The organism is Saccharopolyspora sp. NPDC050389, from assembly GCF_040655595.1.
Classification (GTDB): Bacteria; Actinomycetota; Actinomycetes; order Mycobacteriales; family Pseudonocardiaceae; genus Saccharopolyspora.
In genome coordinates, this window is the sequence record NZ_JBFAKG010000003.1 from 71,462 (window position 1) to 92,254 (window position 20,793).

The window sequence follows — 20,793 nt, forward strand, 5'->3', positions numbered from 1 at the left end:
TCCCGGCCTGGCTCGCGTCATCGGTCTGCGGCGACCAGTTCGTGCTCGCCGGTCAGCCGCGCCCGCAGCCCCGCCTTGTCGACCTTCCCGGTGCCGTTGCGCGGCAGGACGTCGCAGTGGTGCACCGCGGTGGGGAGCTTGAACCGCGCCAACCGCTCTCCGAGGAACGCGCGGATCTCCTCCAGGGTGGCCGCGCCGTCCTGGCAGACGACCACGACCGGCGTCTCGTCCCACTTCGGGTGCGGCACGCCCACCACGGCCACCTCGCGGACGCCCGGGAATTCGGCCAGCAGCCGCTCGATCTCGGCGGGGTAGATGTTCTCCCCGCCGCTGATGATCACGTCCTTGAGCCGGTCGACGACGTAGAGGTGGCCCTGCTCGTCCAGGTGGCCGATGTCGCCGGAGTGGAACCAGCCCGCGTCGTCCACCGCCTTGCGAGTCGTGTCCGGGTCGTTCCAGTACCCGGAGATCACGTTCGGCCCGCGGACGCAGATCTCGCCGGCCTCACCCGGTTCGGCGACCACGGCCCCGGTCGTCGGGTCGATCAGCCGGATCTCGGTGTGCGGCATGGGAAAACCCGCCGATCCGGGATGGCCGTCCACCAACTGCGGCGGCAGGTACGTCGCCAGCGGCGCGGTCTCGGTGAGGCCCCACGCCTGCTGCAGCTTCACGCCCCGCGCCGAGTAGTCGCGGACGAGCTGGTCCGGGACCGGCGCGCCACCGACGATCGCGGCGCGCAACGCGGACAGGTCAGCCCGCTCGAAACCGGGGGTCCGGGCTATGGCGTCGAACATCGTCGGAACCGCGATCAGGTTGGCCACCCGGTGCTCCACCAGGTCTTCCAGGCACTGCTCGGCGTTGAACGCGCGGCGGACCACCAAGGTCCCGCCGTGCGCGAGGGTGCCCAGGGTGAAACCGCTGAGTCCGGCGATGTGGAACATGGGCGCGACGACCAAGGCCGTGTCGCGGAACCGGGTTTCGATCGCGGTCGCCGTGTTGACCTGGTTCCACCACAGGTTTCCGTGGGTCAGCAGTGCGCCCTTGGGCCGCCCGGTGGTCCCGGACGTGTACATGAGCAGGGCGACGTCCGCCTCCCGGACGTCGACCGGCTCGTCGTCCCGGTCCGGCGCAGCCGCGGCCGACAAGCTCTCCCAGCGCGGGTGCGCGGGTTCGGCCGCCGAGTCGAGCAGGAAGCGGCGCACCGGGACCGAGTCGGCGATGCCGTCGACCAACGCCCGCTGCTCGTCCTCGACGACCAGCGTGTGCGCGCCGGAATCGTCGAGCAGGAACGCCACTTCGTCGCTGGCCAGCCGGAAGCTCAGCGGCAGGAAGAGCACGCCGAGGTGCGCCGCGGCGAGCGCGGTCTCCAGCAGCAGTGCGCTGTTCCGGCCGAGGTAGGCGACCCGATCACCGCGGCGGAGTCCGCCACCGGACAGCACCGCCGCCAGCCGCCGCACCCGGGCGGACAGCTGCGCGTAGCTGATCTCGGTGCCCTCGTAGACGATCGCCGTGGTGTCACCGGCGACCCGAGCCCACCGGTGGACGGCCGCGGCCGAACTGATGTTGCCTTCCCTCATCTCGCCCTCCAGGTCGCGCGGAATGGTCGTTCAGCCGCAGCCACCGGCATGCCCCTGGTCGCCGCCGAGACCCGGGTCCGGCTCCGCGGCCGCAACGGGCACCGGCGCGGCGGGCGTGCCGGCCATCGAACGGACGAAGGCCGGCAGCCGGTCCACGCCCCAGAACTTGCTGAAGCGGTCCACGAAGAACGGGACCCCGAACACGCCGTCCTCGTCGATGTCGAGCAGCGCTGCGGTCCCTCGCCGACGCAGCTCCTCGTCGTCGACCGCGTTCGAGACGCGGTCCCGCGGAAGCCCGAGCTCGGCGGCGATCTCCGCCATGGTGGCGCGGTCGCAGATGTCGCGCCCTTCCTGCCAACGGGCGCGGTAGACGCGGTCGACGAACTCCCGCCCCCGTCCCTCGTCCAGCGCGACGAAGTAGGGCAGGTGCGGCACCTCCCACACCGGGTCGCGGTCGACCGGCCAGGTCGGTTCGAGACCGCGCTCGCGGGTGAGCCGGCGCACGTCCTGGAGGATGTAGAGGCTCTTGGCGCGGGACATCGCCGCGTACGGGAAGCTGCCGCCCGCATCCGCCAGCATCTGCTCGCTGCGGGCGTCCGGTTCCCAGAACGGTCGCCACTCGACCGCGGCCGCCACCTCGGGGTGCCGGTCCACCAGGTCCCGGTAGGCGAGCCAGGAATACGGGCTGCGCAACGAGAAGTAGAACCTGGGGATGCTGTTCTTCCTCGGCATGACGGGGTTCTCCGCTCCTCGTCCGTATCAGAGCCTGTTGGTGAATGGTCTGGGTGGGTGGTCGCTAAGCGGAACCTGAGAGGTTCCCTGGACTGTGGGCGCCCTCCTTATGTATGTCCAGGACGGCATTCGCCGGCAGGCTCTCAGATGACGATGCCGCCATCGATCTGCAGCACGCTGCCGGTCACGTACTCGGCGGACACCAGGTAGCCGACCATGTCGGCCACCTCTTCCGGTCGGCCGAACCGTCCCAGCGCGATGTTCTCCGCCGCGGCCGCGCGGGTGCTCTCGGACAGTCCGGCGGTCATGTCGGTCTCGATGAAGCCCGGCGCCACCACGTTCGCGCGGATGCCGTACTTCCCGACCTCCTTGGCGAGCGCCTTGGTGAAGCCGATGATCCCGGCCTTGGACGCCGAGTAGTTGGTCTGCGTGGCGTTGCCGTGGACCCCGGCCACCGACGAGATGTTGACGATGCAGCCCCGCTTTCGCTTCATCATCTCGAAGACGACCGAGCGGCAGACGTGGTACGTGCCGTCCAGGTTGGTGTCCAGGACCTGGTGCCAGTCCTCGTCCTTCATCAGCAGCAGCGGGTTGTCCCGGACGATGCCCGCGGAGGTCACCGCGACGTCGATGGACCCGAGTTCGTCCTGGGCGTCGGCGACCAGCGCGCGCACCGCTTCCGCCCGCGACACGTCCGCCTGCTTGGCGACCACCCGCGATCCCAGGTCGCCTGCTTCCTTCTCCAGCAGCGCAGCCGCTTCGGGGTTCGACGCGTAGCAGAACGCCACGTCGAACCCGTCCCGCGCCAGCCGCAGCACGGTCGCCCTGCCGATGCCCCGCGATCCGCCCGTGACCAGGGCGACCCGCCTGCCTGTCCCCGTCATCCGCCTGTCCCCTCCGCTCCGGCCGCGGCCGCGCCGGTGAGTTCGGATGCCGGTCGCAGCGCCATCACCACCTGGTCGATCTCCATCACGGCCTCGCCGCCGACCGCGCTCTCCCCTTCGAAGATCGCCGTGTCGGTGAACGTCCGCGCCAGGCGGACCCGGTGCTCCACGACGTCGCCGGGGCGGACCCGCCCGGTGCGGCGCACGCCGGCGACCCCGCCGAAGAGCATCACCGCGCCGGTGCGCACGTCGGGGTTCGGTTTCGCGCCGACGATGAGCAATCCCGCCGCCTGGCACCAGGATTCGAGCAGGAGCACGGCTGGGTAGTCGTAGTCCTCGTCGTCGGCGTCGTCCGCGATCTCCCGGTACCACGGCTCGTTGCAGGTGACCGCCTTCAGCGCGGTCAGCCGCTCGCCAGGCACGAGATCGACGACCCGGTCGACGAGCAGCATCGGGTGACGGTGCGGCAGGATCCGCTTGATCTCGGCGATTCCGCTGACTCCCGCGGTCACCGCGGCCGCCTCTCCGCGAAGCTGATCCGGACCTGCGCGGCGGGCCCGCGCTCGGTGGCGACCGAGGCTGCGCAGGTCCAGCCCGCACTGCGCCGCCGCCACTTGAGGTCCGCGGTCAACGAATCGCCCGGGAAGACGGGACTGGTGAACCGGACCTTGTCGATGCCCGAAAGTTCCCACCGCCGCTCGGGTTCCGGGACGGTGGCCAGCGCGCCGCGGTGGACGAACTCGACGATGCACACCCCGGGGAAGATGGGGAATCCCGGGTAGTGGCCGGCGAAAACGGGTTCGCCGGGCTCGACGACCATCGCGAGCTCCTGGCCCTCGATCTCGATCGCGCCCGCGATCGGGCTGCACGCCGCATTCATCAGGCGACCCCCAGTTTGGCCGCGAGCAGGTCGTGGGTCCTCGGCAGGGATGTCAGGCCCTGCACCTCCGGCTCGGTGAACTTCACCCCGTACTTCTTCTCCAGCACGACGATGACCTCCAACGCCAGCAGCGAATCGCCGCCGAGGTCCTCCACGAACCGGGCGTCATCGGTCACGTCGGACACCTCGACGTCGAGCACCTCTGCGACGGTGCGCCGCAGGTCCTCCAGGTCGATGGGCGTCGCGTTTGTGTCGGGCATCGTGTGCATCCCTTTCGTGGCGGTACTGCGCTACTTCCCGGATCGGGCGGCTTCCGGGTGGTCGACCAGCTTCAGCAGGGCGGCTCCGACGACGCCGTTCGACTCCGCCGAGGTGACCAGGACCGTCCGGGCACCGGCTGCTCCGCCGTCCTCCGCGAGCGCCAGAACAGCGGCGATCTGGAACGCCGCGGACGCCGCGGAGGTGTCCCCGATGAACTCCGCGCACGGCACGCGCCGGGGGACGGCGGTGCCGAGCACGCCGGCAATGGCCGCGCGTTCCGCCTCGCCGTCGGCCCCGGGCGCCTGCGAGTCGGCGACCGCCCAGATCTCCTCCGGTGCCACCCCGGCCCGGTCCAGCAGGCGGCGCAGGCCGGCCCCGAGGACCGGGCGGATCTCCTGCCCGTCCCGCGCGAAACCGAACTCCAGGCCGACGACTTCGGCGATGCCCGGCCTGCCGTTGGCCCGGGCGGTGTCGGCGCGCTCCAGCAACCACACCGCGGCGCCCTCGCCCAGCACGTTGTCCCGGCGATCGGTGGCGTGCCATTCGAGCCAGGCGCGCGCAGTCGAGAACTCCTCGACCGCGCCGCACAGCAAGGTTTCCGCCCGACCAGCCTTCTGCAGCCGCAGCGCGTACTGGAGGGCCAGCAGCCCGGTGGCCCTCCCGCCGGCGATGGTGGTGTTCGGTCCTTTGAGGCGGTGCCAGATGGCGGACTGACCGGCGGCGCAGTTCATCACCGTGTTCGGGAAGCGCGCCGGGTCGACCAGGTAGGGCCGCTCGCCGACCAGCGAGTCCCGGGTGAAGTCCATCATGCTCTGGGCGCTCCCGGTGCTGGTTCCCAGCGCGAGCCCGGTGTCCTCGCCGACCCCCGGCAACCGCTCGCCGCCGTCGCCGCCCAGCAGGCGGCCGACCGCGGCCACGGCCAGCCCGCTGGCCCGGTCCATCGAGCGGGTGCCGCGCCTGCCCAGCACCGATCTGGTGTCGAAGCCGGGCACCAGGTGCGCCTCCTCGAACGGCACCCGCCACTCGTCGCGGTCGAGCCGGACCGCGGCCTTGCGCCCCGAGCGCACCCCCTCGGCGAACTCGGCACTGCTCAACCCGAAGGGGGAAATGGTGGACCACGCGGAGATGACCGGGTTGCCGACGGCGGTGGTGGGGGCCATTCGTGTTTCCTCCGGCTTGACGGGCGGATCGGGGCGGTCGGGCTCAGAAGAACCAGACCCGTTCGTAGTCGGACCAGCGCGAAGCCGGCTCGTGCGCGGGAACGACGTGCACGCCGGGAACCAGCCGTCCCCGCGCGCTGGGGCCGAGGGCAGCCAGGTCCGGCTCCTCGACCCAGACCCCGACGCCGTCGTCGAGCAGCTGCCGCAGCGAGCGGCGGGGGTCGGGCAGCGCGTCGAGCACCCGGCCCGCGATGCTGATGGCCGGCTCGAACTCGGTGTCCACCGCGTAGGCGGCCGCCGGCCCGCGCAGCGCGATGTCGACACCACCACTCTGGCGGTGCAGTTCGCGGACGAAGTAGAGGACGTCGGCGAACTGCGTCTCGACCGATCCCCGGTAGGCGCGCTCGATGATCATCAGTACGCTTCTGCTCGCCGCCAACGTCAGCACACCCCCATCGCCAGGATCTTGTCGGTCGCTTGCACGTGCTCCCAGAACCTGGCCGGCGGGCGCTTGCGCACCTCCGGGATCTGCTCGGCCGCGCCGCGGTCTTCGCAGCAGAAGCGGCAGACGTACCAGTTGAGCCGGTCCGGGTGCGCGCCGAGCAGGTCACGCACGAGCCGCGCTGTCGACGGGTGATCGGCGTGCCGATCGGCGACGTTGATCGGTTTACTGTCGCCGAGGCTGACCCGGGTCAGGCCGGTGGCGTCGCCGCACGTCCAGACCTGCACGGCGGCACCGCGGTCGAGTAGCGCATCCGCCAGCCGGAACACGCTGGTCACCAGCTCGGTCTGGTGCGGTGCGCCCAGCACCTTCAGCAGCACGTCCGTGGGGGGAACCGTCCACACCATCTCAGTGCCACACCGCCCGCAGTCCGGTCTCCAGCAGTTTCTCGGCGACGTCGGCCATTTCCACCACCCGGGCGCCGGAGACCAGATCTTCGGCGCGCACGGCCCGCTGTTGCAGGGAGAACGAATCCACCCAGAGTTCGCCGCCGTTGCGCAGGAACCCGTCGATGCTCGGGAATGCGTCCCGCACCGCAGCTGGCGCGGCGTTCTCGATGAGCAGGAGCGCCACCGCGTCGCCGCCTTCGAGCAACCGGACCGCGTCGCCGACGAACCGGTCGCATTCGGCGCCCGCTCGGGGGCCGCCGCTGTCGATCAGCAAGTACTCGTGCATGGGTCTCCGTTCCCGCGCCGCCTGGGCCCGTCAACCGCCCAGCGCGCGCACCACGCGCTCGTCGAAGTTGACCAGTCGCCAGTCGCTGCGGCTCTCGATCAGGGCGTAGCCGTGGGTGATCCGCCCGGTGGCGGTCTGCACGAGCCTGCCGTCGCGAACGACGTAGCAGTCCATCCGCGAGGTGTAGGTGAAGTCCTTGAACACGCCCTCGACGGTGTAGGTGGTGTAGAGATCCTCCTCCATCAGGGCCTCGTCCAGGATCTGGATGTTCGAGTGCGGGACGACCGGGATCCACCTGCGGTCGGCCAGCAGTTCCCTGATGGAGATGCCGCGGTCGGCGAGGAACAGGTCGACGACCTCCTCCATCTGCCGCAGGTAGCCCGACATCTGCAGCCGCTCGGTGAAGTGGCAGTACGGGTAGGGGATACGCCACTTCCAGCCGAAGGCGTTCTCCCCGGCGGTGAGCCGCTCCAGGACCGGGTCACCGCCGGTGGTCCCGCGCCCCTGCTGGAGGGCGGTGTTGTCGGCGGGCTCGACGGTCGCGGTGGGGCGCTTGGCGGGCAGGTGCGCGCCGAGCTTGGGCACGACGAAACCGGCCAGTTCTGCGGGTGGTGAGCCGGTGGCGGGCAGGTAGTCCGTTGGGCGCAGCGAAACCTTGACCTTGGCGACCACCGCCTTGGTCGGTTGACCGGCGCGCTCCAGGCTCAGCGTGACGCGAAAGCCGAGCACCGCATCGCCCGGTTTCGTCACCGAGACGACCTCCGCCTCGGCGAGGTCGTCCATGTGCAGCGCGTGCAGGATGCGGGTGTCCAGGTCGACGATGTCCAGCCCCAGGCCGTATTCCTCGAACAGGCTGCGGGCGCCCAGGCCCGCACTGCGGAAGTGCTCCAGCACGGCCTCCTCGACGAGGTAGTTGACGTGCTTGAAGCCGATCCACGTGCAGATGTTGGAGCCCTCGTAGCGGGGCCGCAGCGCCACGTGGGTGGTGTTGGCGAACAGGGACTTCGTCAGTACCGGCTCGGTGTCGGCGGTCATCGGTTGCGCTCCATGTTGGGTGACGGGCTCCTGGCGGTGATCAGGCCGAGAGGGTGCGGAGGAACGTGTTTGCCAGGTCGGCGAACGACTCCGCCGACGCGACCATCGGGAAGTGCTCGCTGCCCGGGAGGATGTGCACCGACGCGTCCGGCAGCGCCTTGCCGAGGGCTTCCGAGTCGGCGGGGAAGGCGATGGAATCCGACTCGCCGCCGATGACGAGGAACGGCATCAGCAGCCGTTCGGTGCGCACCTCCGGCATGCGCAGGTAGGTATCGAGGAACCGGATCCAGCCGTAGGGCCCGATGAGGTCGCGCACCTTCACCGCGATGGCCAGCCGCTGCTCGGGCGAGAGGCGCCTGCTGCCCGGCCGCACCCGCATGCCCGCGGCCAGGATCTGGTCGAAGTTGTGCAGGTAGTAGCCGATCGAATCCCAGTCGAAGTCCTCCTGTTCGGCGCGGTAGAGCGGCGAGACGAGGACGACGCCGCGCATTTCCCGCTCCCCGACCGCGATCCGGCCGCTGGGTCCGGTGTCCTGCCGGTCGAGCCAGCTGAGCACGGCGTTGGTCCCGAAGGAATGAGCGACGACCACGTCCGGGCCGCTCGGAAGTTGGGCGACCGCCTGGTCGATCCACTCCTCGACCGGCTGCGAGGTCCAGCCGGCGATTCCCGTGCCGCGCCAAGGCAGTTCGGCGACCCAGAGCTCGCACCTGGGGTCGGCCAGCGCGACGAACGCGTCCCAGATCGCGGCGTTGCTGCCCAGCCCGTGCACCAGGAGGACGCGAATCGGGTCGTCGGGCACCTCCGCCGTCCTCGCGCACCGCACCGTGACCGGTTTCCGGCCGCCGAGAAGGGCTACCTGGCTCGGCGAAGCCGACGTGTCAGCACTCATCGCTCCCCTTTTCCCGCTGACCGCAACACCATTCCGGCGACCCCGTCGGCCGCGTCGTCGCCCGCGGTGACCAGCGCGGAACCGCCTCCGCCTGCGCCGAACCAGCCGATCGCGGCGGCGCACTGCAGCACGCCGAGCGCGCCGGAGGCGAGCCCGAAGGCACCCGTCACGTCGTGGCGCGGTGTTCCCGGGGTGACCTCTGGCCGTTCGTCGGCGTCCGGGGTGAACCAGATGCCGGGCACGCCTCCGCCAGCGAGCACCCGGTCGACGCATGCGGCGACGCTGCCCTCTCGGGAGTACTGCCCGAGTTCGGCGACCGCCCGGGCACCGCGCGCCCGTGCCGCCTCATCGCTTTCCACCACCAGCGCGACCGCACCGTCCAGCAGGTCGACCTCGCCGGTGAGCGCCTCGACCACGTGGTTGCGCGTCTCCACCCCGACGACGAGGGCGCGTTCGCAACGCCCGGCGGCGACCAGGGCCGCACCCCAGTGCACGGCGTCCAAGCCTGAGGTCGGACCGTTGCAGAGCATCAGGTTCGGGCCGCGCAGGCCGAACTTCATGGCGACCGACGACGCGACGACGTTGCTCGAAGCGTTGGGCAGGGCCATCGGGCTGATGCGATCCGTGGACTCCTCGGCGATGGCCGACGCGACGTCGCAGACGGTGTCCAGGTTGCCGAGGTTCGAGCTCGCCACGACGGCTACCGATTCACCGGCGACGGTCAACCCGCCGTCTGCCGGGAGCAGACCGGCGTCGGCCAGCACCTCCGCTGCCGCACACAAGGCGAGCTGTGAGGCGCGGTCCTTGTAGCGCAAGCCGCGACGTCCGATCCGGGCCCCCGGGTCCACTGGCTCGCCGCGCTGCCCGTCGGTGCGCAGCAGCGCCGCGGGGTCTTCAGCGCCGGGCAGCGCCAGGCCGACACCCGTTACGACGATCCGCATCAGCCGTCCACTCCTTCCACGACGGCGACCGCGTTGACACCGCCGAAGCCGAAGGCGTTGACCTGGGCCAGCCTGAGGTCCGCGTACCGGCGTCGGTCACGGACGAACCGGAAGCGCTCGGCATCGGCCGTCGGGTCGGTCAGGCCGGTGGCGGGTGGGATCTGGCCGGATGCCAGCGCCCGCACGGCGACGATCAGGCTCAACAGCCCCGACCCGCCCGAGGTGTGGCCGGTCATCGACTTCAGCGCCGTCAGCAGCGGCAGCTCGATGTCGGCACCGAAGACCTCGCTGAGCGCGGTTGCCTCCGCCTCGTCGTTGAGCGGGGTTCCGGTGCCGTGCAAAAGGATCAGGTCGATGTCACGAGCTTTGACGCCGGCCAGCTCGTGCGCCGCGCGAATGGCGTCGGCGATGCTGTGCGCGTCGGGCGCGGTCGCGTGGGCCGCGTCGCAGTTCATGCTCGCGGCACGCAGCCGACCGCTGGCTTCGGCCAGCGCCGCGGGGTCGTCCCGGCGCAGCACCACCGCCGCCGCCCCGTCGCCCATGAGCGTGCCCCGGCGGGCCCGGTCGAATGGCCTCACACGGTCCGGTGGATCGAGCTGGACCCGGTCGAGCAGCCCGAACATGCTTTCCGTGACGGTGTCCACGCCGGCGACGACGACGGTGTCGGCGAGCCCGGCGGCGATCATATCGCTGCCCATCGCCAACGTGTGCAGGGAAGCCGAGCAGGCATTGGAGAACGTGTAGGTCCGGGCGGCTCCGAAGCGTTCCCGCAGCGCCGTGCCGAAGTGCAGCCGGTCCAGGTCGAACTCGGCGCCGTCGCGCCACTTCAGCTCGACGGACCGCAGTTCGCGCAGCCCCGTTCCGACGAGCACGGGCACGTCGGACAAGTCTTCGCCGAGGCCGGCGTCCCGCAACGCCTCGGCAACCGCCCGCAGCAGCCAGTCCGTGGCGCGCGATGGCACGTCACCTCCCGACGCCGGGCGGTCATCGATCTCGTAGGCGTTGTTGGCGCGGAACTTGTCGCTGTCGAAGCCCCGCAGCGGTGCCAGGCCGCTGCGGCCCGCGCAGAGCGCGTCGAAGACCTCGTCGGCGGTGTTCCCGATGCTCGCCACCGCTCCGGTGCCGGTGATCAGGCAGCTCATCGGGAACGCCTCTTGTGCGCGCAAAGCCGTGTCACACCCGCTCCTCTTCGTACTTGCCGTAGATCACGACGGCGTTGTTGCCGCCGAACGCGAGGCCGTTGTTCTGCACGATCCGCGGTTGCGCGTCGACCGCCTCGTTGGGCACGCAGTCGACTCCGCACTCCGGGTCGGTCTCGACGTGGTTGATCGTCGGCGGGATGAAGTTCTCGGTGATCGCGAGCACGCAGGCGATCGAGGCGAGCGCGCTCGCAGCGCCCATGGTGTGCCCTAGCATCGATTTGATCGAGATCGTGCGCGGTGCGGTGTCCGCGCCGAACACCCGCCGGATCGCCGAGGCCTCGGTGACGTCGTTGGCCTTGGTCCCGGTGCCGTGCGCGGAGATGAAGTCGACCTCGCCCGGCTTGACGCCCGCGTCGTCGAGGGCGAGCCGCATGCACCGGGCCACGCTGTCCTCGTTCGGCGCGACCGGGTGGAACGCATCGCAGTTGAGCCCGAACCCGAGCACCTCGGCGTGGATGCGGGCTCCACGGGCCAGAGCGGACTCCAGGCTTTCCAGGACGAGGACGCCCGCGCCCTCTCCGGTGAGGATCCCCTTGCGGTCCTTGTCGAAGGGCTGGCACCGCTCCGGGGCGATGGTCCCGATGCGGTAGAACCCGGTGAACGTCTTGCGGCACAGGGCATCCGCGCCGCCGCAGAGCGCGAAGTCCACGTCGCCCGCCCTGATGGCGTCGAAGCCGTAGCCGATGGCGTAGTTCCCGGCGGCGCAGGCGGTCGGGAGGGTCACCGCCTCGACGTCGCGCAGCCCGAACTCGCCGGCGACAGCGGTCGAGAGCCGGCCTGCCGGGACTCGCGCGGCCACCGCCGGGTCCATGTCGTCGGGCCCGGACCGCAGTTCGGTTTCGACCAGCTGGTCCAGGTCGCGTGCCTCGCCGTCGGTCGTGCCGATCGCGCTCACGCAGCGCCGGTCGCGCAGGTCCTCTTCGCTGAGCCCGGCGTCGTCGACGGCCATGCGGGCGGCGGCGACCGAGAACTGGCTCGCCCTGCCGAGGCCGTCGGGCGCGATGTTGCGAATCCACTGCTGCGGTTCGAAATCATCGATCTCGCATCCCAAGGAATGCTCGTACCCGCTGGTGTCGAACGCGCTTATCGGTTTGACCGCACTGTCGCCCGCGCGCAGTCCCGCCAGGAATTCCGGCGCCCCGATGCCGATGCTGGAAACCGCACCGATACCGGTGATGACAACGCGATGGGTCGTGGCGTCGCGCATGGTTTCCTCGCCTCCTAGGCGTTCTGCTTGGGCGTTCGGCAGGAGATTTCGAAGCCGAGAACGGGATCCCGGCGAGCCAGGGCACCGGCTACTTGTCGGCCGCCTCAACGAAAACCGAGTACACACCTTCGAGGTTCACCATCCGACCCAGTTCGGACTGGTCGATGACGACGCCGAACTTCTTCTCCAGGGCCGCGAGGATCTCGATCGCGCGCAGGGAGTCCGCGTCGTGCTCCTCCTTGAAGAGGCTCACGTCCGTCAGCTCGTCGGGATCGATCTCCAGGATGTCGCAGACGATGTCCTTGATCTCTTCCTTGCGTTCTTCCAAAAGCGCAGCCATAACGCCCCTTCCGCCCCAACTCGTGGTTCGCGACTTCCGCGCGAGCGTGGCTCGACGCTATTGCCGGCCCGGATCGAACAACAAGGCCTGCGGCCACAAGCTGCCATCAGCCGCCGGCCGCGCACCGCCGAACAACCTGGTTGGCAACCAACTGCCATTCGAATCCCTTGGTGCACAGGAAGAAACTTTCGAGCAGTGCCCCTTCACGACGCGGGCAGCAATCCGATCTCGGCAGCCCGCACGCCGGCTTGGAAACGCGAGTTCGCCCCCAACAGCTCCACGATTTCGGCTACATAGCGCCGGTACGTGCGGACCGACACGGCGAGTTCCCGCGCGGCCACCTCGTCGGTGTGGCCGTCGTAGAGCATCTTCAACACCCGCTGCGCGAACTCGGTGTGCGCCCGGCCGCCGAAGTCGACGGGCTTCGCCACGGGCCGCGCATTGCGCCAAACGTCGGCGAACAGGTCCCCCAGCGCACGGATCACCGGTGCGGCACGGACGACGACCGCCTGCTCGTCGCACGTCCCGTCCGAACGCACGAGCGCGGTCCGTCCGTCGACGACGACGGCCTCCAGCGAACTGATCCGACCGAACCGCGCCTCGAACGGCGCCCGCTGCTCGTCACCCGCCCGCAAGAGCGTCAGGTCGAGCACCGCCGGGGCGCAGAGCAATCTGACCCGCACCTGGTCGCCCGCGAAGCGAGCGAGGGTGCGCAGCACCGAATGCGCCGACATGCGCAACTCCGAGTTCGAGGCGAGCACCACGTCGACGTTGTTCCGCGCCCGGCCGACCAGGTGCGCCATCGCCTTCAGCGCCGCGTCGACGTCCCGGCCCACGACCGGGAACGCCGGGTCGGACGCGGATTTCTCCCGGTGCTCGGCGACGGTGGCCCCGATGAGCGCACGCACCTCCAGCAACGCCTGCTCGATCCCATCCACCAGGTGCCCCAACTCCGCCTGCTCGCAGGCACCCCCGTGCGTCGCATGGTCCCCGACCATCGAATGCTCCACTGCGTTCGCCTCTCCGCAAACCCGACCCGAGATGTCACGAATCCTGCGCCGTACCCCGCGCGTCCAGCAGGCCCGCTTCGACCGCGAGGGCACCGGCCTGGAACCTCGATTTGGCCCCGAGCTCCTGCATGATGCAGGCCACCTGACGGCGGTAGGTCCGGAGCGAGATGCCGAGCTTCTGCGCCGATTGGGTGTCGGTGTGCCCCGCCCTCAGGTGCTCCAAGATCCGCTGCACCGGCTCCTCGCGCCGGCGTTCGAGGGGAAGCAAGTGGTCCGGCAGCGGCCTGCCGGTCTCCCAGGAGGCGACGAACAGCGACTCCAAGGCCCGGACCACCGCGGGCAGGCGGATGATCGACGCCTGCCGGTCCGCAGGTCCCGAGTTCGACCGCAGCAACGCGACCTGGCCGTCCACCAGGACGACACCCTGCAAGGAGCTCCGGGACAGCCTGATCTCGCATTCCGGCCGACGCAGCATCTCCTTCGCGCGGTCCACCCCCAGTGCTTGCGGCGTGCTGAGCACCCGGACGTCCACCGCGGCGCCGATTCCTGTTTCCGAACAAAGGAGTTCTGCATCGGAGGGCATGGAAACGGCGACGGACAAGGATCTCTCGGCCCGCGCCACCAGCTGTCCCACCGTGCACCGCAGATCCTCGTCGAGCCCGACCATCACGAAGGAGCTCTGCGACGATCGCCGGCGGTGTTCGTGCACCGCGGTCTCGATCAGCTCGTTTGCCTGCAACAGCGAGCGTTCCAGCCCGTCGTCGACGTCACCGACGTCGTCGACATCGCCCCGCCGCACCTTCGCGGCAATCTCGCGCAGGCTCCTTACCGAACCTTCAGAAGCGAAAGCCAATTCGAACACTATTCAACTCCTGGACCATCCAAGTCGCATTCGATCAGCACGAACTGCCAACAAGCCCACCCGACCTTCCCACGAACACAGGAAGTAACCGCTTCGCCGAACGGCGAAACCACGGAACCGATAGCGCCGAATACGCGGAAGAACGGCGCCCACTGCAAACTCCGAGCAGCGGACTACGCCGTCGTGACCGAAATCTTCAGCCACCCACCTGGTCCAACACTAGCCAGCGAGTGGGAAGGCCACCAACCACCTTTCACCCCAGGGTGAACTGACACCGCATTACCGCTTCCCGGCGCCCATCCTCAAAGTCGAACGCGAACCGAGGAACACGACCGGGACGCGTGCCGGCCGCACGGAGCCCACCGGGGAGCCGGTCTCGCGGCCGGCTCCCCGGCCGTTCCCACGACGGACGACGCCCCGCTCCCCGCTGCCTGCCGTCGGCTGCACGATGCGGCGGCCGGCGACGAATTCCTCGTGCGCACGAACAGGATCCGCATTCGGACCTGGCGCAGCTCCACCGTCCGAACGGCACGATCGCCGTTGGAGCGGAAGCCCTTCGGCCGGACGAGCCGACGGCCGCCCGGCCCACCGGCACCGACGGGATTGCTCATCTGCACACCCCCGACGAATGGGAATCGCGACCTAATCGCCGCAAGCGCGATGGTGCTGGCGCTTCTTCGGCAAAAGCACTCGATTGTGATTTCGCACACACCGCGTAGCCGCCACCTTTCACGCTGCCTCGAAAGGATTGCCGGAGGCTGTTCGGGTGATCCAAGCTCGCTTGACCTGCCACTCAGGTGACCGGCGACAAGACGGAACTCACCCGACGAAAGGAATGGACGAGCGGCTCGCAGAAGGTGGGCGCGATGCGAACTCACCCGCTGCCGCGGTTTCGCCCCAACTCCGCCATCGCAGTTCGAACCGGCCCGCACCGCGGCCGGAGCGCTCGTGCGGCGGACCAGGTCGAACATTGCCCTTGCCGCAGGTTCCAACCTCCGCAGTTGCGCCGCGCCCGTCCTTCGCCTCGAACAGTCGCGCATCGATGACGGCGCGGGCCCCATCTTCGTCGGCGACACGGCGTTGCGGCGAAATCGCATCCGGTTCCGTCGCCGAAGGGCCTGATTTTCCGGACGCTGATCACGGCGATATATTGTGGACTGCCTTGATCCGCGCACTCCAGCAGATCGCGCCAAATGACACCCGGTCATTGAGTTGGAGCGCGCTGGCGATCACCAAACGGGACCGCGCCAGCATTGATCGCGTCAGTTCGCGCCGCTCGCTGAACAGTTCTTTCCAGAAATGTCTCTTGTGGACAACTGGGGCGACACCGGACGTCGGCGGTGGCAGGTAACTGCCACCCCTCCGAGGCGCCGTTCGGTGACACGCGAAGCGGTGGCAACTTGCTGTCCAAACGCTTGTGCACAAGATCGCGATCTTCCTACATTCTGCACATTCTCGCAGGAAATCCGGAAGGAGTGGGAACAGTGGCAACCGAAATCCGCGCGGGGGGAAACGGCCTGAGAACCACCCGTCCCGTCGCGGAGCCGGCGTGCCGATCAGGATCGTCCAGCCGGTCAGCGGGACCCGAATCCGGGCCCGCCCAGGGCACCCGCCCGAACGGCATGTGAAAAGCGTGATCAACAGCCCTCGCCACCGCTGTCCCCGGACCAGATCCCGGAGGCGGCCGGAGCGCCGGTTCTACGCCAGCGAAATCCCGCCGCGCCCGGACAACCGCGCGGCGACCGGCGTCCTCGCTGGATCAAGGCCTGGACGCGGTGCTGCGAAGGCAATCGTCGCAAGGTCCCGATAAATCACCCCCGTGGAGCCCAGAATGAGCAGTAAATCAACGACAGACGTGCTGGTGATCGGCGCCGGACCGGCGGGCCTGACGCTCGCCAACTACCTGGCGCTCCAGGGCGTTTCGGTACGACTGATGGACCGGGCCCCCAGCGCGCCCGTGCGGGTGTCGAGCTCGGTGCACGGTCCGGGATCCGAAGTGATGCAGCGGATGGGTTCGCTGGGCAACCTGCCCAACGAGACGCCGCTGCTCACCAGGGCCACCGCCCACCTGGGGCGGCAGCCGATCCGGCTGCGCTACACCACGCCGGGCAAGGAGAACCTGGCTCCCCCGATGCTGATCAACCAGGGGAAGATCGAGGGCGCCCTGCGGGAGCACTGGGCGGGCTTCGGCGGAGCCGTCGAATGGGACTGCGGACTGGTCGACATCGAGCAGGAGCCGACCGGCGTGACCGCGGTGCTCGCCAACGGCGAGAAGGTCCGCGCGCGCTGGCTGGTCGGCTGCGACGGTGCCGAGAGCATGGTCCGGAAGGCCGCCGGGATCGGCTACATCGGCCGCAGCAAGCGCTACCTGTTGGTCGACGCGCACATCGACTGGGACCTCGACCGGGGCGGTCTGACGAGCTGGATCCACCCCGACGGGCGGGTCGGCGCCATGCCGATGATCGACCCGGACGGCGGCAACAACCTGTGGCGCCTCCTGGCGCTCGACCCCGACCAGGGCACCGAGAAGCCCACCGACGACGAGATCGTTTCGCGGGTGCGGACCGTGCTGGCCGAGCGTTCCCCCTACGGCGGCATCGAGTTCCGCGACACGACCACGAAGCTCACGTTCGTCTCGCACGCCAGGATCGTGGACAACTACCGCGAAGGCCGCGTCCTGGTGGCCGGTGACGCGGCCCACCCGCACGTGCCGTTCGGCGGGCCCGCGATCCACACCGGCATGGGCGACGCGGAGAACCTGGCCTGGAAGCTCTCCCTCGTCATCCAGGGCAAGGCGAGCGAGGCGCTGCTGGAGACCTACCAGGGCGAGCGCCGCCCGATCGCGGCCGAGATCGTCCTCGGCAAGACCGCACCCAGCCAGATCGAGAAGATGCGCAACCCGATCGTGCGGTTCGTGCGGGACCAGGTGGTCGCGCCGCTGGTCAAGCTCCCCGGCTTCGAAACCCTGAGCACCTACACCCACTCGCAGCTGTGGGAGACGTACCGGGGCGGCCCGCTGGGCGGTGGATCCCGGTTCGACTCCAAGCCGGTGCCCGGCGACACGGTCGGCGACTTCGAGTGCGTTCGGTCGTCGGACCGTCGCCGCACCCGGCTGTACGACGAGTTCCACGGGCGTTGGGTGCTGCTCGTGCCCGCGGGCGGCGCGGACCCGTGCGTCGACGTGGTCCGGCAGCGGCTGGGCGAAGAGCACTTCGTGGTGCTGGAGCGCAAGGCGTCGAACGCTGCCAGCAAGAAGGGCCGTGGGGAGGCCGACGAGGTCTGGTTGGTGCGACCGGACGGCCACCTGGCGTGGCGCGGTGAACCCCAGTCGGACGGCCTCGACCAGTGGCTGGAAGGCATGCTGCGGTACGGCCGCGCGAAGAAGAAGTGACGCTGCTCCGCGGAAGGGCCGTTGAACGGGCCTTCGCGGCGTGCGACGTCCTCCGGGACACCGCACCGCGGGGCCCGCTCCTCGCCTGACCGAGGCGCGGCGAACCGGAAGGGCCCTCGCAGGATCACTCCTGCGAGGGCCCTTCCGTCACCGCTACCACAAGTCCGGGCGGTTCGAGCACTGACGGCGCCGGGGTCGTGAGTGCGCGCGACGAGCGCTTCGCGGCGCTGGTGGGCCGCGAAGTTCCCGTGCAAGTGGTGAAGGAAATCCTCCAGCGGCCGGTCCACTCGTGTGGTCCGGTTGCCGATTGACGTCGGCTGCATGACAGGGACACCCAAGCCGTCCAACAGCATTCTGACGACGTTGCCGCACCTGCTGCCGCCGTCCATCCCGGAGTCCGCGGAGGTGATGACCGCGACGGTCAAACTGCCGTCGGGCGATCCGGGCACCGCGAGAACCATCACGTCGGCGCAGGCTTCGTCAAACCGTTGCGCGGCCGTCAGGCCTGCCAAGCCGGCTCCGACGACCAACGCCGTCCCGTTCGCCGAGCGCTCTTCATGGCTGCGCGAACTGCGACCCGATGCTCGCCGCCTGGTGCTTTGCCAGCGGCCCGTCGATCACCGATCGGTTCCGGAGCCGGTCCTCGAATCGTCGAAGGTCCGGGGTTCCCGCTCGGTGAGCACGAGCAAACCGGCCGGCAAGGCGATCGCGAGGCCGAGCGCGACCATGAGAAGCGTGGCGGTCGACGGCGCGAGGTGATCGAGCATGGTCAGGTGCACGAGAAAGTGCGGGACCGCCCAAGCCAGGTACATGACGAACGCGGTCCGGGTCATCCACTGTCCCATGTGGATGGTCGCGGCGCCGAGCACGACGGCACTGGCAAGCGTCATGGCGCCGTAGTCACGCATCAGATGCTCGTTGTAGGCCATGCCCATGCCGACCACCTCGAGCGCGAAGAACCGCGCCGGGAGGAATAGCGCCCACACGCCAACGACGGTCTGGGTCGCGGCGAGAAAGCCGAGACCCGCGCGAAGCAGCCGCCGCATCACCGGCTCCGTCCGTGCGCACGGTCTCCGGCCAGGAAGTCGTCGAACGTGACGCGTCCGACCGCCCGCCCCGGGGTGAGGTGATGGCCCGCGCGATAGTCCCGGATTGCCTTGCCAGGCAAGGGAACTGACCACACCGGTCGGCGACGGCCGATCGCCCGGAGATAGGTCCGGGCGAGCTCGGCGGCATCCCGCACCTCCGGCCCGCCCAGGTCCGGCACCCGCTGCGCGGCCGGGCCGTCCGCGATCGCGACGAGTCGGCCGGCCACCTCGGTGACGTCGATCGGCTGGAAACGCACTTTCGACGGCGCCATGTTCACCGGCAGCGCGCGCTGCGCGTCGCAGATCGCGGTGATCAGGTCGTGAAACTGGGTCGTGCGCAGGATCGTCCACGGCAGCCCGGACCGCTCGACCAGTCGTTCGCACGCCAACTTCGCCCGGTAGTAGCCGAGCGCGACCTTGTCGATGCCGACGATCGACACGTACACCAGGTGCGGTTGACCGGCCGCCTCCGCGGCCTCGATCAGATTGCGGGTCGCGGCAACGTCGCCACGTCCGTTGGTGGTCGCCAGGTGGATGATCACGTCCACGTCGGCGACGGCAGCGGCCAGCCCGCGCCCGGTGCGCAGATCGCCGACCACCCACCCGTGCGCGACCTGCTCATGCTCCCGGCGGGTCAGCACCCGCAAGTCGTCGCCCGAGTCGAGCAGCCGCGGCACCAATGCGCGCCCGAGCCGTCCGGTGCCCCCGGTAACCAGAACCTGTTTCGTCATCTCTTGCTCCGTGTGGCCGGAAATCTCGCCTTGCACCACTAGGAACCGGACAACTCCCCGGAATGTGACAGCCGGGCCAACTGCGCGCCGAGGAACCGGAGTTTGTCCGGGTTGGCCACGATCCGGATGCCGGTGATCCGGCCGTCCGCAATCTCCGGGACGAACACGCCGAGCAGTGTCGGCCCGAACCAGCCGAGCAACGCAGGCGTCCCGTTCACCTCCCGGATCGACACCGTGAGGCCTTCGGCGTATCGGCCGGTGACGGTCGCCAGGTACCGCGCCACCTTCTCCGCGCCGCGCACCGGCAACCGGGCGACACCGGGCGTGCCGCCACCGTCGGCGACCGACGTGACGTCCTCGGCGAGCATCCGCTCCAGGCTGGCCAGGTCACCGCCGCGCGCGGCGTCGAGGAACCGCTCGACCAGCGCACGATTCTCGGGGACGTCGCCCCCAGACCGCAGGAGCCGGGCGTCGGCTAGCCGTTTGCGCGCGCGACTGTGCAACTGCCGGCAGTTCGGCTCCGAAAGCTCGACCAGCTCAGCCACCTCGCGATGGCTGTAGCCGAACGCCTCACGCAGCACGAAAACCGCCCGCTCCCCCGGAGTGAGCCGTTCGGCGAGCACCAGGAAGGCCAGCAACACCATGTCTCGTTGCTCGGCCGTCTCCATCGGCCCCAACTCGCCGTCAGAGGTCAGCACGGGCTCGGGCAGCCACGGCCCGGCATGGAGTTCTCGACGACTCGGAGCCGACCCGAGCCGGTTCAGACACAGGTTGGTGGTGACCTTGACCAGCCACGCGGACGGCTTCTCGACCGAGCCGGGCTCGGTGCGGTGGCCACCGCAGGAAAACGTCCTGAACGACATCCTCCGCGTCCGCGGCCGAACCGAGCATCCGGTACGCCAACCCGAACAGCCGTGGCCGCTGCCGCTCGAACTCCACGACCAGCACTGATCCTGGATCTCCCGCTGCGGGGCTCACCGCCGTGGCTCCCACATGACACCGCTGCTGACCACGATCACCATGTTACTTGCGGCGCCGGGCCAGCCTGTCTGGCGCGCTCGTCGTGCCGGACAACGCCCGTTGATCTACTGGGTGATGCGCTATTCGGCCCGCCATCGCGCTGCTGGATTCGTGCTTCCCGCAGTCACCGAGATGTTCCACCGCGATCTCCCGCACGTCCTCGCGCACCTCGTCGGCCTCCCACGCCCCTCGCGACAGTAGGTGCTGCATCCCGTCCGGCGTCGCCTCTTCAGCATGCTGGGCAATCGTCCAGCAGTTCTTGCGCGGCAGATCCGACAGCAAACCCTCCACGAACGCTCGCACCCGCCGACGCGGCTCCACTCGCCTGAACCGCTTCGCCACCCGCGCCATCAGCTCGTCGAACTTGTCCTGCCAGCCCAACCATTCATGATCAACTGGTGGCCGC

The 20,793-nt window shown here is 69.7% G+C and carries 22 protein-coding genes and 1 pseudogene; 1 reads left to right on the forward strand and 22 read right to left on the reverse strand.

The window, feature by feature from the left end; all coding sequences use genetic code 11:
* Nucleotides 1-17 precede the first annotated feature (17 nt).
* From AB0I53_RS02605 to AB0I53_RS02690, 18 genes are all read right to left on the reverse strand, one after another.
* Nucleotides 18-1,577, reverse strand: a complete 1,560-nt coding sequence (locus tag AB0I53_RS02605; RefSeq protein ID WP_358595303.1) for a long-chain fatty acid--CoA ligase — start codon at nt 1,575-1,577, stop codon at nt 18-20.
* 30 nt (nt 1,578-1,607) lie between these two features.
* Nucleotides 1,608-2,309, reverse strand: a complete 702-nt coding sequence (locus AB0I53_RS02610; RefSeq protein WP_358595306.1) for a DsbA family protein — start codon at nt 2,307-2,309, stop codon at nt 1,608-1,610.
* Nucleotides 2,310-2,452: 143 nt separating this feature from the next.
* Nucleotides 2,453-3,193, reverse strand: a complete 741-nt coding sequence (fabG, locus tag AB0I53_RS02615) for a 3-oxoacyl-[acyl-carrier-protein] reductase (RefSeq protein ID WP_358595309.1) — start codon at nt 3,191-3,193, stop codon at nt 2,453-2,455.
* Nucleotides 3,190-3,705 (reverse strand): 3-hydroxyacyl-ACP dehydratase, encoded by a 516-nt coding sequence (locus AB0I53_RS02620; protein ID WP_358595312.1) that lies wholly within the window; start codon nt 3,703-3,705, stop codon nt 3,190-3,192. The genes fabG and AB0I53_RS02620 overlap by 4 nt, the downstream gene beginning before the upstream one ends.
* On the reverse strand, nt 3,702-4,073 hold the full coding sequence (locus tag AB0I53_RS02625) for a hypothetical protein (protein WP_358595315.1): 372 nt from the start codon (nt 4,071-4,073) through the stop codon (nt 3,702-3,704). The genes AB0I53_RS02620 and AB0I53_RS02625 overlap by 4 nt, the downstream gene beginning before the upstream one ends.
* Nucleotides 4,073-4,333 (reverse strand): phosphopantetheine-binding protein, encoded by a 261-nt coding sequence (locus AB0I53_RS02630; RefSeq protein ID WP_358595318.1) that lies wholly within the window; start codon nt 4,331-4,333, stop codon nt 4,073-4,075. The genes AB0I53_RS02625 and AB0I53_RS02630 overlap by 1 nt, the downstream gene beginning before the upstream one ends.
* 30 nt (nt 4,334-4,363) lie before the next feature.
* Nucleotides 4,364-5,494 carry a beta-ketoacyl synthase N-terminal-like domain-containing protein gene (locus AB0I53_RS02635; protein WP_358595321.1) on the reverse strand — a complete coding sequence of 377 codons (1,131 nt, stop codon included), beginning with the start codon at nt 5,492-5,494 and terminating at the stop codon, nt 4,364-4,366.
* 43 nt (nt 5,495-5,537) lie between these two features.
* Nucleotides 5,538-5,909 carry a hypothetical protein gene (locus tag AB0I53_RS02640; RefSeq protein ID WP_358595324.1) on the reverse strand — a complete coding sequence of 124 codons (372 nt, stop codon included), beginning with the start codon at nt 5,907-5,909 and terminating at the stop codon, nt 5,538-5,540.
* Between the two features lie 26 nt (nt 5,910-5,935).
* Entirely contained in the window at nt 5,936-6,343 is a 408-nt protein-coding gene (locus AB0I53_RS02645) for a hypothetical protein (protein WP_358595326.1), read from the reverse strand.
* A 1-nt stretch (nt 6,344) separates the two neighbouring features.
* On the reverse strand, nt 6,345-6,671 hold the full coding sequence (locus AB0I53_RS02650) for a hypothetical protein (RefSeq protein WP_358595329.1): 327 nt from the start codon (nt 6,669-6,671) through the stop codon (nt 6,345-6,347).
* 30 nt (nt 6,672-6,701) lie between these two features.
* The gene (locus AB0I53_RS02655) at nt 6,702-7,706 is read right to left on the reverse strand and encodes a hypothetical protein (RefSeq protein ID WP_358595332.1); all 1,005 of its coding nucleotides are present in this window, start codon (nt 7,704-7,706) and stop codon (nt 6,702-6,704) included.
* A gap of 40 nt (nt 7,707-7,746) precedes the next feature.
* Nucleotides 7,747-8,595, reverse strand: a complete 849-nt coding sequence (locus tag AB0I53_RS02660) for an alpha/beta fold hydrolase (RefSeq protein WP_358595335.1) — start codon at nt 8,593-8,595, stop codon at nt 7,747-7,749.
* The gene (locus AB0I53_RS02665; RefSeq protein WP_358595337.1) at nt 8,592-9,536 is read right to left on the reverse strand and encodes a beta-ketoacyl synthase N-terminal-like domain-containing protein; all 945 of its coding nucleotides are present in this window, start codon (nt 9,534-9,536) and stop codon (nt 8,592-8,594) included. Before AB0I53_RS02665 ends, AB0I53_RS02660 begins: the two co-directional genes overlap by 4 nt.
* Entirely contained in the window at nt 9,536-10,678 is a 1,143-nt protein-coding gene (locus AB0I53_RS02670) for a beta-ketoacyl synthase N-terminal-like domain-containing protein (RefSeq protein ID WP_358595340.1), read from the reverse strand. The genes AB0I53_RS02665 and AB0I53_RS02670 overlap by 1 nt, the downstream gene beginning before the upstream one ends.
* A gap of 31 nt (nt 10,679-10,709) precedes the next feature.
* The gene (locus AB0I53_RS02675; RefSeq protein ID WP_358595342.1) at nt 10,710-11,945 is read right to left on the reverse strand and encodes a beta-ketoacyl-[acyl-carrier-protein] synthase family protein; all 1,236 of its coding nucleotides are present in this window, start codon (nt 11,943-11,945) and stop codon (nt 10,710-10,712) included.
* 88 nt (nt 11,946-12,033) lie between these two features.
* On the reverse strand, nt 12,034-12,285 hold the full coding sequence (locus AB0I53_RS02680; protein WP_358595344.1) for an acyl carrier protein: 252 nt from the start codon (nt 12,283-12,285) through the stop codon (nt 12,034-12,036).
* Between the two features lie 203 nt (nt 12,286-12,488).
* The gene (locus AB0I53_RS02685) at nt 12,489-13,283 is read right to left on the reverse strand and encodes a hypothetical protein (protein ID WP_358595347.1); all 795 of its coding nucleotides are present in this window, start codon (nt 13,281-13,283) and stop codon (nt 12,489-12,491) included.
* A 46-nt stretch (nt 13,284-13,329) separates the two neighbouring features.
* A complete protein-coding gene (locus AB0I53_RS02690; protein WP_358595350.1) occupies nt 13,330-14,148 on the reverse strand; it encodes a hypothetical protein in 819 nt (272 codons plus the stop codon).
* Nucleotides 14,149-15,988: 1,840 nt separating this feature from the next.
* Here AB0I53_RS02690 and AB0I53_RS02695 point away from each other — a divergent pair.
* The gene (locus tag AB0I53_RS02695; protein ID WP_358595353.1) at nt 15,989-17,548 is read left to right on the forward strand and encodes an FAD-dependent monooxygenase; all 1,560 of its coding nucleotides are present in this window, start codon (nt 15,989-15,991) and stop codon (nt 17,546-17,548) included.
* 617 nt (nt 17,549-18,165) lie between these two features.
* On the opposite strand, the gene AB0I53_RS02700 is transcribed toward AB0I53_RS02695, so the two are convergent.
* From AB0I53_RS02700 to AB0I53_RS02715, 4 genes and pseudogenes are all read right to left on the reverse strand, one after another.
* On the reverse strand, nt 18,166-18,594 hold the full coding sequence (locus tag AB0I53_RS02700) for a hypothetical protein (protein ID WP_358595356.1): 429 nt from the start codon (nt 18,592-18,594) through the stop codon (nt 18,166-18,168).
* A complete protein-coding gene (locus AB0I53_RS02705; protein WP_358595359.1) occupies nt 18,594-19,367 on the reverse strand; it encodes an NAD(P)H-binding protein in 774 nt (257 codons plus the stop codon). The genes AB0I53_RS02700 and AB0I53_RS02705 overlap by 1 nt, the downstream gene beginning before the upstream one ends.
* A gap of 38 nt (nt 19,368-19,405) precedes the next feature.
* Nucleotides 19,406-20,230, reverse strand: coding sequence for a sigma factor-like helix-turn-helix DNA-binding protein (locus AB0I53_RS02710; RefSeq protein ID WP_358595362.1), 825 nt, complete (start codon nt 20,228-20,230; stop codon nt 19,406-19,408).
* A 286-nt stretch (nt 20,231-20,516) separates the two neighbouring features.
* A pseudogene (locus AB0I53_RS02715) lies at nt 20,517-20,738 on the reverse strand (transposase); the annotation flags it as partial.
* Nucleotides 20,739-20,793 lie beyond the last annotated feature (55 nt).